Source organism: Flavobacterium aquidurense (genome assembly GCF_001404985.1).
GTDB classification, from domain to species: domain Bacteria; phylum Bacteroidota; class Bacteroidia; order Flavobacteriales; family Flavobacteriaceae; genus Flavobacterium; species Flavobacterium aquidurense_B.
The window spans coordinates 371,310-385,555 of sequence record NZ_JRLF01000014.1 but is presented as its reverse complement, the minus strand read 5'-3'; the positions used below and the strand labels follow the sequence as shown (position 1 = coordinate 385,555).

At 32.5% G+C, this 14,246-nt stretch carries 15 protein-coding genes; 7 read left to right on the top strand and 8 right to left on the bottom strand.

Annotated features, from left to right (window positions below; translation table 11 throughout):
* The first annotated feature begins 60 nt into the window (after positions 1-60).
* The 4 genes from mscL (at position 61) to RC62_RS17205 (ending at position 2,994) form a co-directional block, all read left to right on the top strand.
* Complete coding sequence (gene mscL, locus RC62_RS17220) at positions 61-441, top strand: large conductance mechanosensitive channel protein MscL (RefSeq protein WP_055097403.1); 381 nt, start codon at positions 61-63, stop codon at positions 439-441.
* Positions 442-608: 167 nt separating this feature from the next.
* Complete coding sequence (locus tag RC62_RS17215) at positions 609-1,598, top strand: aspartate-semialdehyde dehydrogenase (RefSeq protein WP_055097402.1); 990 nt, start codon at positions 609-611, stop codon at positions 1,596-1,598.
* 116 nt (positions 1,599-1,714) lie between these two features.
* The gene (locus tag RC62_RS17210; RefSeq protein ID WP_055097400.1) at positions 1,715-2,230 is read left to right on the top strand and encodes an SMI1/KNR4 family protein; all 516 of its coding nucleotides are present in this window, start codon (positions 1,715-1,717) and stop codon (positions 2,228-2,230) included.
* 86 nt (positions 2,231-2,316) lie between these two features.
* Positions 2,317-2,994 (top strand): DUF6058 family natural product biosynthesis protein, encoded by a 678-nt coding sequence (locus tag RC62_RS17205; protein ID WP_157472557.1) that lies wholly within the window; start codon positions 2,317-2,319, stop codon positions 2,992-2,994.
* Between the two features lie 49 nt (positions 2,995-3,043).
* On the opposite strand, the gene RC62_RS17200 is transcribed toward RC62_RS17205, so the two are convergent.
* The 4 genes from RC62_RS17200 to RC62_RS17185 form a co-directional block, all read right to left on the bottom strand.
* Positions 3,044-3,361, bottom strand: a complete 318-nt coding sequence (locus tag RC62_RS17200; protein ID WP_026982672.1) for a 2Fe-2S iron-sulfur cluster-binding protein — start codon at positions 3,359-3,361, stop codon at positions 3,044-3,046.
* 59 nt (positions 3,362-3,420) lie between these two features.
* Entirely contained in the window at positions 3,421-3,903 is a 483-nt protein-coding gene (locus RC62_RS17195) for a hypothetical protein (RefSeq protein WP_055097398.1), read from the bottom strand.
* A gap of 212 nt (positions 3,904-4,115) precedes the next feature.
* Positions 4,116-4,355 (bottom strand): NifU family protein, encoded by a 240-nt coding sequence (locus RC62_RS17190; RefSeq protein ID WP_055097397.1) that lies wholly within the window; start codon positions 4,353-4,355, stop codon positions 4,116-4,118.
* Between the two features lie 106 nt (positions 4,356-4,461).
* Entirely contained in the window at positions 4,462-5,592 is a 1,131-nt protein-coding gene (locus tag RC62_RS17185) for an Mrp/NBP35 family ATP-binding protein (RefSeq protein ID WP_055097395.1), read from the bottom strand.
* A 178-nt stretch (positions 5,593-5,770) separates the two neighbouring features.
* Here RC62_RS17185 and RC62_RS22905 point away from each other — a divergent pair, with 178 nt between their 5' ends.
* Positions 5,771-5,926 carry a hypothetical protein gene (locus tag RC62_RS22905; RefSeq protein WP_157472555.1) on the top strand — a complete coding sequence of 52 codons (156 nt, stop codon included), beginning with the start codon at positions 5,771-5,773 and terminating at the stop codon, positions 5,924-5,926.
* Between the two features lie 61 nt (positions 5,927-5,987).
* On the opposite strand, the gene RC62_RS17180 is transcribed toward RC62_RS22905, so the two are convergent.
* The 3 genes from RC62_RS17180 to RC62_RS17170 form a co-directional block, all read right to left on the bottom strand.
* Positions 5,988-8,414 carry an ABC transporter permease gene (locus tag RC62_RS17180; protein WP_055097394.1) on the bottom strand — a complete coding sequence of 809 codons (2,427 nt, stop codon included), beginning with the start codon at positions 8,412-8,414 and terminating at the stop codon, positions 5,988-5,990.
* Between the two features lie 146 nt (positions 8,415-8,560).
* Entirely contained in the window at positions 8,561-9,268 is a 708-nt protein-coding gene (locus RC62_RS17175) for an ABC transporter ATP-binding protein (RefSeq protein ID WP_055097392.1), read from the bottom strand.
* 113 nt (positions 9,269-9,381) lie between these two features.
* Positions 9,382-10,629, bottom strand: a complete 1,248-nt coding sequence (locus RC62_RS17170) for an efflux RND transporter periplasmic adaptor subunit (protein ID WP_082421311.1) — start codon at positions 10,627-10,629, stop codon at positions 9,382-9,384.
* A gap of 158 nt (positions 10,630-10,787) precedes the next feature.
* Here RC62_RS17170 and RC62_RS17165 point away from each other — a divergent pair, with 158 nt between their 5' ends.
* Positions 10,788-12,146: a sigma-54-dependent transcriptional regulator gene (locus RC62_RS17165; protein ID WP_055097389.1), complete on the top strand. Its 1,359-nt coding sequence runs from the start codon at positions 10,788-10,790 to the stop codon at positions 12,144-12,146.
* 191 nt (positions 12,147-12,337) lie between these two features.
* Positions 12,338-13,663, top strand: a complete 1,326-nt coding sequence (locus RC62_RS17160) for a sensor histidine kinase (protein WP_055097387.1) — start codon at positions 12,338-12,340, stop codon at positions 13,661-13,663.
* A gap of 253 nt (positions 13,664-13,916) precedes the next feature.
* Here the strand turns inward: RC62_RS17160 and RC62_RS17155 are convergent, their stop codons facing one another.
* Positions 13,917-14,243 (bottom strand): MGMT family protein, encoded by a 327-nt coding sequence (locus RC62_RS17155; protein WP_055097386.1) that lies wholly within the window; start codon positions 14,241-14,243, stop codon positions 13,917-13,919.
* Positions 14,244-14,246 lie beyond the last annotated feature (3 nt).

Genomic DNA, 14,246 nt, shown 5'->3' with positions numbered 1-14,246 from the left:
AAACTTTGCAGAAAATTCCGTATTTTCGATATCAATTATTATAAACTAAAATAAACAATTATGGGGATATTTTCAGAATTTAAGGAATTTGCAATGAAAGGCAACGTAGTCGATTTGGCTGTCGGGGTTATAATTGGAGCTGCTTTTGGTAAAATTGTGAGCTCATTAATTGAAAATGTAATTACGCCATTAATATTAAAGCCCGCATTAGACGCCGCACATTTGTCTACTATAGAAGAGCTTACGGCCTTTGGGGGAGTCAAGTACGGTTTGTTTCTTTCGGCAGTAATTAACTTTCTAATTGTTGCTTTTGTTTTATTCTTAATTATTAAAGGAATAAATCATGCAAAAAAGAAAGAAGTTCCGCCACCAGCTGCACCAGCAGGACCAACACAAGAAGAATTGCTTATTCAGATTAGAGATCTGTTAAAAAATAAATAATATACCGCTACACTAAGTCTAACTTAACCGCTTCTTGATTGAGGCGGTTTTTTTGTTTTTGTTTAATTTGTAACATTTTGTTATTTTTTGTGAAGCGCCTTGTTTTGTTTTTTATTATAGCTACTTTTGCATAGTAGATAAGAATAATTCATACTAAAAATATAAAAATGAGAATAGCCGTTGTAGGTGCCACTGGTATGGTTGGCGAGATAATGCTTAAAGTTTTAGCAGAAAGAAATTTTCCTGTTACAGAGTTAATTCCTGTTGCTTCTGAAAAATCAATAGGAAAAGAAATTGAATATAAAGGTCAAAAATATAAAGTTGTAGGATTACAAACCGCTGTTGATTTAAAAGCTGATATCGCTGTTTTTTCTGCTGGAGGCGATACTTCATTAGAGTGGGCGCCAAAGTTTGCTGCAGCCGGAACAACTGTTATTGATAACTCTTCGGCATGGAGAATGGATCCGACAAAAAAATTAATCGTTCCTGAAATCAACGCTGATACTTTAACAAAAGAAGATAAAATTATTGCAAACCCAAATTGCTCAACTATTCAAATGGTATTGACTTTGGCTCCGTTGCACAGAAAATACAACATCAAAAGAATCATTGTTTCTACATACCAGTCAATTACAGGAACTGGTGTAAAAGCGGTGAGACAATTAGAGAATGAATATGCCGGAATTCAGGGAGAAATGGCTTATAAATATCCAATTCACAGAAATGCGATTCCACATTGCGATAGTTTTGAAGAAAACGGATACACTAAAGAAGAAATGAAATTAGTTCGTGAGACTCAAAAAATTCTTGGTGATAACACGATCAGAGTTACAGCAACCGCAGTTCGTGTTCCTGTTGTTGGCGGACATAGTGAAGCAGTAAATGTTGAGTTTACAAATGATTTTGATGTAAACGAAGTACGCGAAATTTTACATCATACAGATGGAGTAGTGGTACAAGATAACCTGGATACTTTTACCTACCCAATGCCATTATATGCAGAAGGTAAAAATGATGTTTTTGTAGGTAGGATTCGTCGTGACGAAAGCCAGCCAAACACCTTAAACATGTGGATCGTTGCTGATAACTTAAGAAAAGGAGCTGCAACAAACACCATTCAAATCGCTGAATATTTAATTCAGGCAGGTTTGGTTTAATCAGAGATTAAAGAAAATTGTTATAGAGAAAAAACCGTAATTGCAGCAATGTGATTACGGTTTTTTTATGCAGAAATGTTTTTATAATTGGTAACTTAGCGTTTAAAATTAGATTTATGAACTTTGATAATTATAAAATAATCCCAAATTATAAGACCAATAAAACAGACTTATTTCTGGCTGAAAATGAAGATATTCTGGCTTGCGAGAAAACCTTGAATATTACTTTTGATGAAGATTATAAAGAATACGTTTTAAAATACGGAAGCGGAATTCTGGGAGGAACTTACGTACGGATCTATCTTCCTGAAACTATTATACTAACTCTGGATGAATGGAAAAACCGCATAACCGAATATTGGTTTTGGGATGAAGGTAAAGATGTTTTATCTAAAGAGGAAGTTTTATCCCGGGATTTTGGCGCTGTCAGAATTGGAGATACCTATGACGGAGATGAAATTATTCTTTTTAAAAACGAATATTTTGTACTGCCAAGACATAACGAAATGATTTATAAAACAGGAAAGAACCTTGAAGAAACTATAACCTGGTTGTGCTCATCAGGAATACTGACCGAAGCATTTTCTGAAAGAGAGTTTGAACCTTTTGATCCGGGTGATTTAGGCGATTAAAATTAAATAATTCCTAATTGCAAAAATAACTAAAAGCTTTTTCAGATTTGGGTCTTAAAGTAGGGTTGTTAAATCAAAAAAATAAAATGGAAAACTTAAAATATATTGAGGATAATTATATAGAGATTCAGGATATAATTAAAATAGCTGATATTTCTTTAGAGAAGCTAAATGAATTGATTGAAAGTAAACTCGTTCCTGAGCCTTCTTATATTGTAAATTCAGAAACGACTATTACTTCTTCACTAAATGATAGTCATAAGATTGTTTTTACAAGGAAATATTTTCATCCGGTTATTTTAGAACTTATAAGAGAGCATTCTGAGTATAAAAGTCCGGAAGACTTTAAAAATCAATTCAAACAAAATTTACTAACTAATTTAAAAAATCATACTCAAAAGACATTTGCTTATGGAAATGTGTTTGATGAAAATAATATAGTAGATACTCAAAAAATAGATAGTGCGCTGGAAGAAGAGTGGACTCATTTTTGTAAAGGAGTGTACGGAATATGCACTTTAAACAATAATGAAAATGATATTATAGAAAAAGAAATTGCAATAAAAAGAATTCTTAATTTCATCGAAAATAAATTTTCACTGAATGATAATGATAAAAATAAATTGAAGGAACTAAACGATGAGTTTAATAAATCTACCAGCAATTTTGCACCCTATCAAAGAGAATTAAGCAGCAGAGGAAAATATCTTGATAAGCAGTTAAAAGAGTTTGATTTAGAAGATTTAATAAAGAAGTATTATTAAAAAGAGGCCATAAAAAAAGCGAGAATTTAATTCTCGCTTTTTTTATTATTTAATATTCAGGTGCTAATTCTAATTCTAATCCTTCTAACTCGGTAGTAATTGGAATCTGGCAGCCTAAACGGCTATTTGATTTAACATAAAATGCTTCCGACAGCATGGCTTCTTCTTCATCTCCCATTTCCGGTAATGCAACATCATTAAGAACATAACACTGGCAAGAGGCACACATGGCCATTCCGCCACAGGTTCCTTCAACAGGAAGTTCGTATGCTTTGCATAGCTCCATTATATTCATTGCCATATCAGTTGGAGCTTGTAACTCGTGTATAACTCCTTCTCGATCTTTAATCTTTATTAATACATCCATTTTAATTTTTGGAATTTTACTGGTTAGGATTTTATAACGTGAAAAAATCCTTACTTATGTTAGCTATTTTTAATACTAAATGCGTATTCTTTTTTGTTGCCTTCTTTAAGGCGCATTTTTAAACCAAGTGTATTTCCGTTTTTCTCCAGTATGGTAACTAAAGCAATTACAGAATAATAATCTTTGTCTGATTGAAAGATCAAAGTGCCTTCGTAAGTTGAATTCGTTACTCCTTGTTTATCTGTTGTTACAGATACTTTTCTTGGATTTGTGAATTGGGCTGCACTATAAGTTGCTTTGTTTGCAAATTTAGCTTTTCCATCGCAGAAATCGTATAAGAAATCATAATTACCAATTCTTAGACTTCCTTCTTGTTCATTTGCATTTGTTGAAAATACAATCTGACCTGCGTATTGAAAATCTGACCACTCTTCGGCTTCATTGAGCCATGCTTTATCAACAATTAGAGTTTGGGTAGTTTGTTGTGCATAATTTGCAGAAACAAAAAATAATAATAAAAACAGAGCGTAATAATTCTTCATAATTTGATATTTAGGAGTTTTGTGACAAATTTAAGTTAAATATGTAACAATACCTTGCCTGAAACTCTTAAAACTTTGCGTTGTTTTTTATGAAATCCGCAATAAGTAGTATTTTTTGAGTTGATTTTTTACAGATTCAAAAAATAATCCACCAAAGAACTATTATTCTTGTTAATTGATTAAATGTAAAAAGGAGAAAAAATCTCCTTTTGTTACATTATATTTACCACCGTTTCAATTTGTGGAGCGTATTTTTTTATTGTTGTTTCAACGCCTGCTTTTAAGGTCATTTGATTTACGCTACAGCTAATACAAGCTCCTTCAAGACGTACTTTGACATGTTTGTCATCGTCTATAGAAATTAGTGTAATGTCTCCTCCGTCAGAATTTAAAAAAGGTCTGATTTCATCCAGAGCCAATAATACGTTGTTTGTTAATTCTTCTGTTGTCATAATATTAATGTGTCAATTAGAGAATTAGAGAATTAGATCATGCTTAAAGAAAATTTTAAATTCTCTCAAGAGCATTATCTAATTGTCTCATTATCTCATTATCTAATTATTTTTTTACTGCTGAACAACCTGCCATAGTTGTAATTTTAATGGCTTCTGTTGCAGGTAAATTTTCATTTCTGTTTACTGTTTCCTGCACAACATTTCTCGTTATTTCCTCAAAAATGGTTTCTATTACTGATGCTGTCTGCAAAGCTGCAGGGCGACCAAAATCTCCCGCTTCACGAATAGATTGTACAATTGGAACTTCTCCTAAAAACGGAACATCTAAATCTTCAGCAAGGTTTTTTGCACCTTCTTGTCCAAAGATATAATATTTATTATCAGGTAATTCTTCCGGTGTAAAGTATGCCATATTTTCAATAATTCCCAAAACTGGAACATTAATATTATCCTGCATAAACATAGCAACTCCTTTTTTGGCATCGGCAAGAGCCACAGCCTGAGGAGTACTTACTACAACAGCTCCGGTAATTGGTAAAGATTGCATGATCGAAAGGTGAATATCTCCAGTTCCCGGAGGTAAATCGATTAACATAAAATCTAATTCTCCCCAATCTGCATCAAAAATCATTTGGTTTAATGCTTTTGCAGCCATTGGACCCCTCCAGATAACAGCTTGACTTGGAGCTGTAAAGAAACCTATAGAAAGTATTTTGATATCATAACTTTCAACCGGCTTCATTTTTGATTTTCCGTCAACAGTAATCGAAATTGGTTTTTCGTTTTCAACATCAAACATAATTGGCATCGAAGGGCCGTAGATATCTGCATCAAGAACTCCAACATTAAAACCCATTTTTGCAAGTGTCACGGCAAGATTTGCAGTAACAGTTGATTTTCCAACTCCACCTTTACCAGAGGCAACGGCAATAATATTTTTGATTCCCGGGATAGCCTTTCCTTTTATTTCGTTCGGGTTTTCCTTTGCTTCGACTTTAATATTTACCTTAACTTTTGCTTCAGGAGATACCAGTTCATGAATCGTTTTTCTGATATCATCTTCGGCTCTTTTTTTAATGTGCATTGCCGGAGTGTGCAAAAGCAAATCGACTACAACTTCATCACCAAAAGTAATTACATTGGCAACAGCACCACTCTCAACCATATTTTTTCCTTCTCCCGCTATAGTGATTGTCTCTAGAGCTTTAAGAATTTCTTTTCTGTCTAATTTCATTTTAATCTACTGTTTTCTATTGAAAGAAATCGATTTAAGCATTGTGTTTATTTAAACTGATTTCAGACTACAAAGATAACAGATTATGTTCGGATTCAAACCCTTTTAAATCGTATTTATTGATATTGAGATTACTCAAAACGATTGACATTGTTTGTCTTCGCATTCTAAATCTAAAATGATATTGAAATTTTTATTTTATAATTCTCTATTTAAAACATTTTTACCGCTTAAAATAAGCGATAATAGAGAAATAGGTTTTTATCCTGATGTTTATGACAGAGATGTGCAATTGTATAAATTATTGTATTCAGATGCTTTTGTTGTGAAGTAAATAAAAAGAAAGCCGACAAATGGATAAATCTGTCGGGTTTCTTAAAAAATGGTCTACAAGTTTATTCGTATTTTAAATATTTCAGCACATCGATTTTGGTGACCTGATACGCTTTTGTCAGAACAATTAGTAATGTCAAAAACAACAAAGAAATCAGTGCGATACTAAACGGAATAAATGAAATTCCAATTCTGAAAGCAAAATTATCCAGCCATTTTTCTAATAAAATATAAGCCGGAATAATGCCAATTATAAAACCAATTAAACAAAAACCTACGTATTGTTTAGATAATTCTTTTAGTAAAACATCTGTTTCTGCGCCTAATGTTTTTCTAATGGCGATTTCTTTCAATCTTCTTTCCATCGAAAATGAAGCCAAAGCAAATAATCCGAAAACAGCAATAATAATAACCACAAGATTTAAAATAAAAAATAAATCTTTCTGTTTGATTTGTTCTTCATAAGTTTTGGCAAATCCTTTATTGATAAATTCATAATCAAAAGGATAATCTGGATTGACATTTTTCTCCCAATAAGATTTTAATTTTGCTAAAGTTTCGGTCAGGTTATTAGGCGAAACTTTTATGTAAACGTTTTCAAAATTATTCCATTTTAAAGTTTTCATAGTTACAAAAATCATTGGAGGAACTTTACTTTGGAGTCCTGTTATGTGAAAGTCTTTTACAACTCCAACCACCTTAAACTTCATAACTCCTTTATCGCTTCCCCAGCCAGAGGTTAATATGGTATTTATAGGGTTTTTAAGTCCTAAATCTTTAGCGAGAGTTTCGTTAATTAGCCAGTTACTTATAGTGTCTGAGGCAAATTTTGGTGATAAATCCCGTCCTTCAACAATCTTAATTTTCATCATATCCAGAAAGCCGTAATCCATTTCGATGTTTCTGGGCTGCACAAAAATGCCATTATATGAAAAACCAGAACTTGAACTGCTGCCGTATCCAAAAGAACCTGTAAATGTAGATACATTCTCTACACCTGAAAATTTAAGAATTTCCTGTTTTGTCGTCGTGTATTTTTGTCCTTTTTTAGCTTGGTCAGTATATCTAAACGGAACACGAATTACCTGAGACCCGCTAAAACCAAGTTCCTTATTCATCATATAAGAAACCTGCGAGTTTACAATTAAGGCACCAATGATAAAAAAAGCGGCAATACCAAACTGAAAAATCAACATTGAATTTCGAACCCAAATTCCGCTTTTACTTCTGGAGAAATTGCCTTTCAAAACTTTTAGTGTTTCAAAATTTGAAATATAAATGGCTGGAAAAATACCTGCAAGAATGATTACTAATCCAAATATAAAAATAAGCTGCAGGTAAAATTCGCTACCATTCATTGTGAGTGACTTATTCAAAAAATTATTGTAATAAGGCAGTGACAGCTCTACAATTGCCAGCGCACAAATAATCGCCAAAACCACAATAATGGCAGTTTCAAATATAAATTGAGCAATGATTTGCTTTTTGCTGGCGCCAACAATTTTGCGAACTCCCACTTCTTTGGCACGTTTTATTGCCGAGGCAGTTGCGAGATTAATATAATTTACTAAAGACAATGTAAGAATCAAAATAGACAAGCCTACCATAATATAAAGCAGTTGTAAATTGCCTCTTCCTTCAGGAAAATTATCTCCGTTAGGCGATTTTGTACCATGTAAACGTGCTGTGGCCAATTGGTCGAGAACAACTATAATGTTGCCATTTTCTTTGATAAATTGTTCTGGTGTTACGCCTTCTTTTTTAGCTTCTTTTACAATTCTATTAACAAAATTTACGTGTTGCATCTTCTTTAAAACCGTCTCGATATTGGCTCCTTTTTTGGTTTTAATTATCAAGGTGTAACTGAAGTTGCCCCAATTTTTAATGTCGTCCTCTCTGATCAAACCTCCAAAAACATAATTTGGTTCTACAGATGAAGGTCTCATGATTTTATAAACTGATTTTACAACATAAGGTTTATTGTCCTTTGTAATAATTTTGCCAATAGGATCTTCATTTTTAAAAATTAATTTTGCAGTTTCATCAGAAATAGCAACACTGTTTTTTTCTTTTAAGATGTCTTTTTTAGCTCCTTTTAGAATTGGAAACGGAAAAGAATCAAAGAAGTCATAATCTGCGAGGATAATTTTTTTGCCAATCCATTTTTGATTTTGATATTTTATTACATCTTCATTATACCAGCCAGTACAAAAAGTTATAGATTCAATCTCAGGAATGGTTGCTTTACAGGTTAAACCAAAAGGTACCGGACTTGAGTTCCATAAATCGGCATTTCCAAATTTATTCAGAACTTCATATACGTTTTCTTTTTCAGGATTCCATTGATCATACGAGTTTTCATTATTCCAATATAAAATTGCGAAAATGACACCGGCAATTCCAATGCTTAATCCCATGACATTCAAAAACGAAAACAATTTGTTTTGCTTTAAATGATATATAAATATTTTAAACCAGTTAAAAATCATGCTTTATTTTTTATAGTTATTATAGTCGTTTTGGATAATCAATAGTTTTTTTAAGAACCATTTATTTTTAAATCATAGCTAATATTTTGCATACAAATCCCATCAGGACGATGAATGCTGTTACAATAAACTTTATCATTTTCGTATTATTTAGCGTCCATAAAAACATCAACATTTCTCTGATTTAATTTTTCAGAAAATATAACACCATCTTTCATGTGTATTGTTCTTTGCGAGAACGAAGCATCATAATCAGAGTGTGTAACCATCAGTATAGTAGCGCCTTTAGCATGTAGATCAGTTAAAAGTTCCATAACCTCATTCCCATTTTTACTATCTAAATTTCCCGTAGGCTCATCAGCAAGGATAATTTTTGGATCGTTTACCAAAGCTCTTGCAACGGCAACCCTTTGTTGTTGTCCGCCTGAAAGCTGTTGCGGATAATGTTTTAATCGGTGTGAGATATTTAGTTTCTCGGCAATTGCCTCAATTTTTTGTTTTCTTTCAGATGCTTTTACATTATTATAAAGCAAAGGCAATTCTATATTATCATAAACCGAAAGCTCATCAATCAAATTGAAATTCTGAAAAATAAAACCAATGTTTTCTTTACGAACAGCTGCTCTCCCTTTTTCTTTTAAGCCAACCATTTCCTGATCTAATAGTTTGTAGCTTCCGCCGCTCGCGCTGTCAAGAAGCCCAATGATATTTAATAAAGTCGATTTACCACAGCCAGAAGGTCCCATAATAGTCAGGAAATCTCCTTTTTTAATTTCTACAGAGATTCCGCTTAAAGCTGAAGTTTCTACTTCTTCTGTTCTAAAAACTTTGGTTAAATTTTGAATTGTTATCATAGTTTTAAAATTATAGTTGTTGTTAATTCTATTTTTTGATTGATGATTGAAACGCTGTTAATTATGAATTGTAAAATGTTAGTTGTAAAATGTAAACTGAGCCTGAGAACTGTTTACTGCGAACTACTAATCGATAACTCCTCAATATCTTTATAATCAGAATAAGAGGATATAACTACTGATTCGCCTTCTTTTAATCCTCCAAGAACTTCATAATACGAAGGATTTTCTCTTCCTAATTTTATATTTCTTCTTTCGGCTTTATTTCCTTTTACCACAAAGATCCATTTTCCTGCGGTTTCCTGATTAAAACTTCCTTTTTGAATGACAAGAGTTTTGTTTTTCTCTGATAAAATTAGTTTCACACCAAAACTAAGTCCGTCTTGCAAAACGATATTTTCTTTAGAGGTAAAAGCCAGTTCTACTATAAAATGGCCGCCTTTTACTTCCGGAATTACTTTGGTAACCAGAACTTCCAGATTTTTCCCTTTAAATTCTACCTGTCCTTTTAAACCTTCACGCACTTTTTCGAGATAAAATTCATCGACTTCAGCAGTTAATTTATAGCCTTGTTTAGAATCTATTTTCCCGATGCTTTCACCAGCCTGAAACGTTTTTCCTAAAACAGGCTGGAACGAAGTCAATCGACCGGATTCAGGAGCAATAATTAAAAAGTTCTTTTTATTGTTTCTCAAAATATCCAGACTTTTTTCCATGGTTTGAATCGAGTGGTTGATTTGCGAAATCTGAATCTGATTCGTTTGTTTTTCTTTTTGAATACTTTGCTGAATCGTTCTTTTTCGTTCTTCCTGAAAACGAAGACTTTCTTTAAACGTATTCCAGTCATTTTTAGAAATCACCTCTTTTTCATATAATCGGGCATTCATGTCGTATAATCTTTTGGCATCATTATAATCATGCTCGATCAAAACCAAATCTTTGTTTAGATTTAGTTCCTGATTTCTAATGTTCAGTTTTCCTGTATTCAAATTGTTAATTTGTTCGATAATCGCCGTTTCCTGAGTCAGGTAATTAAGTTCAGTATTTGGGTTGTATAAACGTGCCAGCGATTGACCTTTAGTAACCATGGCTCCATTTTCGACAAAAATCTCTTTTACAGATCCTCCTTCAGTAACATTTACAAGCATCACATTCAAAGGTTCTACTTTTGCCTGAAAAACAACAAAATCTTCAAAAAAGGCTTTTTCAACTTTCTGAATACTTAAATCTTCTGCTTTTACATTTAAGCTTCTTTTAGTGTTAAACGAAAAAAATATGATTGTTGCCAAAACTAAAAAAACTCCAATTGCTATTGTGAGATATCTAAATTTTCTATTTTTACGAGGAATTACTTTGTCCATTTTTTTTAATAATTTACTGATTACCAATAGGTAAATACTATGCCATAAAAATTATTATTTGTAAAGTATTGATTTTAAAGAAGCTTTAAAAACCACTCAAAAAAGGAGTGTTCGATAATGAACAGTTGATCGTTCATTATCGCACAATAAAATAAACCATGCGAAAAAAGCAAGCCCAAATATTAATCGTTGACGATCAGGAAGAAATTCTTTTTTCGGCAAAAATGATCCTGAAAAAACATTTCGAAAACATTTTTACGGCAAATAGCCCTAAAAAAATCATTTCTATTTTAAGTGAAAATGAAATAAATGTGGTTTTGCTAGACATGAATTATAGAATTGGTTTTGAAGATGGGCGGGAAGGCATTCATTGGCTTAAAGAAATCAAAACACTTTCGCCACAAACGGTTGTGATTTTAATGACAGCTTTTGGAAAAATTGATACCGCCGTTGAAGGAATAAAAATTGGTGCTTTTGATTATGTTTTGAAACCCTGGCACAACGAAAAGTTAATAGAAACTATTGATAAGGCTGTGGCCGAAAGCAGAAAGAACAGCAAAAAGGTTGTAGAACAAAAAACGGAAAAAAGCTATTTTACCGGCAATTCGCCTAAAATAAAACAAGCCTATTCTATTGCAGAAAGAGTTGCCAAAACAGATGCTAATGTATTGATTTTGGGCGAAAACGGAACAGGAAAATATGTATTTGCAGAATTTATTCATTTAAACTCAGAGCGAAAAGAACAGCCTTTTGTGCATGTTGATCTAGGTTCTTTGAGTGATAATTTATTCGAAAGTGAACTTTTTGGTTATGCAAAAGGTGCTTTTACTGATGCAAAAACAGATACGCCCGGAAGATTTGAAACCGCGCAAAACGGAACTGTTTTTTTAGACGAGATTGGGAATATTCCGTTGCATTTACAGTCTAAATTATTACATGTTCTACAAACTAAAACCGTTACGCGCTTAGGAGAAAGTAAACCCAGACCTTTGAACGTGCGTATTATTGCAGCAACAAACAGTGATTTAAAAGCTGAGGTAAAAAATAAAACGTTTCGCGAAGATTTGCTGTACCGCATCAATACAATGGAAATTTATTTGCCATCATTACGCGAACGAAAAGATGATATTGTACCAATGGCGCATTTTATCCTGGATAAGATTGCCCAAAAATACAATCATGGTCACGAAGCTTCGGGATGGCATTTTGATGATAATGTTGCGCCATATTTAGAAAAATATCCCTGGAAAGGAAACATTCGCGAATTGGAAAACAAAATAGAACGCGCTTTGATTTTGGCTGATAATAATACTATTTCGGTCACAAATCTGGATATTTTAGATTTCGAAGAAATTCAGGAAAACGATGAAAACCCGCTATCAGAAATGGAAAAAAGTGCAATCGAAAAAACACTTTTCAAATACAACGGAAACATCAGTAAAACGGCAGAAGAGCTAGGATTGTCAAGAGCTGCGTTGTATAGAAGAATTGAGAAATACGATTTAAAAAATTCATAATCTAAAAAATATTTTTGCTCCAAATTAAGAAGTTAAAATAATATTTCTTTTGTTTCACGCAGATGCTGCAGATTTAGGCAGATTATTTTTATTTTGATCTAATTTATCTGCTTCGATCTTTTTAAAATCTGCGTGAAACAAATTTAAGAATCATTTTAATCCTTTAATCTGTAGCAATAAAAAATAAAATAATGAAAAACTGGAAGTTATATAATGCGTTATTCATAAGGGTTTTGTTTATTATGATTCCCTTTTTCTTTTGCATTTTTTTGATTTATAAAACGCTTTATTACAATGCAATTTTAGTTGGTTTTTTTATATTTCTATTGTTGTTTGAAATGTATTTTTATATCAAAAATCATTCTTTGTTTTATGATAAAACATTGCTTTCGATATTACAAAATGATTTTTCTACCAATTTTCCAGAAGAATATAAAAAGGAAAATTTCAAGAATTTGCATCTTTTATATAATAAACTGAAAGTTCAGCAACAAGAACAAATCTCTAAGGAACAAATTTATCAGTCGATTTTAAATAATATTGATACTGCGACTTTAATTCTTGAAAAAGACAATGACGATTGGAATATTTTTTTAATGAATGATTGTTTCTCTCATTTATTTAAAGTGCCAAAAGTGAGCCATTGGACATATCTTAAAAATTATCTGCCATCGCTTTGCAGTGAGATTGAGAATGTAGGTTTTGCTGAAATAAAATCGGCAATTTCGATTAAAATTGAAGATAAGGATTTGCAGACTTTTGTACTTCAAACCTCCAGTACGAAGACTTTCGACAAAGAATATTATATTATTTTACTGGATAGTATTCAACGTGTAATTGAGAAAAAGGAAAAAGAAGCCTGGATTAACTTAATGAAGATTATTTCGCATGAATTAATGAATTCTCTAACGCCAATTCGGGCACTTTCGCAAAACCTGCTTCATATTGTTGATCAGGAACAACTGGAAGAAGATGATTTTGAAGATATAAAAAGCAGTATTTCGACCATTATCAATCGAAGTGATCACTTGCAGGTATTTGTGGAAAATTATCGAAAACTTGCCATGCTGCCAACTCCAACGAAACAAATGACGCCAATTAATATGCTTTTTGAAGATTGCATGCGAATTATGAGTCCAATTTTGAAAGCAGAGAATATAGAATTGGTTAACGAAATTAATAGTTCAAGGTCGATTTTAATTGATAAAAGCCAAATGGAACAAGTGATTATTAATTTAATTACAAATAGTATTTACGCCTTAAAAGAAAAGACAGAAAAGAAAATGTTCTTGTCGAGTTACACCGAAAATAATCGCTTTTTTATTATCATTTCAGACAACGGAAAAGGAATCGATACCGAGATTAGGGATAAAGTATTCCTGCCATTTTTTACCACCAGAAAAGATGGTGCCGGAATTGGATTAACGCTTTCTAAAAACATCATCGAAGCGCACGGCGGCTACCTAAGTTATCAAACCGATGAAGATAAAACAAGTTTTGTAATTTGTTTGATTTGATTTGAACCATATAAGTGATATAAGTTCATTTTAGTTGGGACTTAAAATAGTTTCTGAATCTTTGTCAAAGTTATTACGCGCATTTTTGTCATCCCGAGGAACGAGGGATCTCCGCAAGAAATTCCGCAAGCAAGGTTTTCAATTTTTGTCGAGCTACCAACGGAAATCCCTCGTTCCTCGGGATGACAAAAAATGAGAATAAAATAACTTTGAATTTTTAAATGAACTTATATCACTTATATGGTAAAAACCTTTAAAATTCAATTTCAGGCGTCCAAAAATGTTTTTCGAAGTCTATAATTTGATTGTTTACGACTTCAATACCTTCGCTTTCCAGCAATTGCTGCATTAAATTCGTTCCGTCAAAATGATGTTTTCCGGTTAGTAATCCTTTTCGGTTTACAACTCTATGTGCCGGAACATCTTCCATATTATGGCATGCATTCATTGCCCAACCTACCATTCGGGCAGAACGTGCAGTTCCTAAAGCTTTCGCAATTGCGCCATAAGAAGTTACTTTTCCGTACGGAATTTGTCTGGCGATCGCATAAACCCTTTCAAAAAAATTATCTTCAGCCATAGA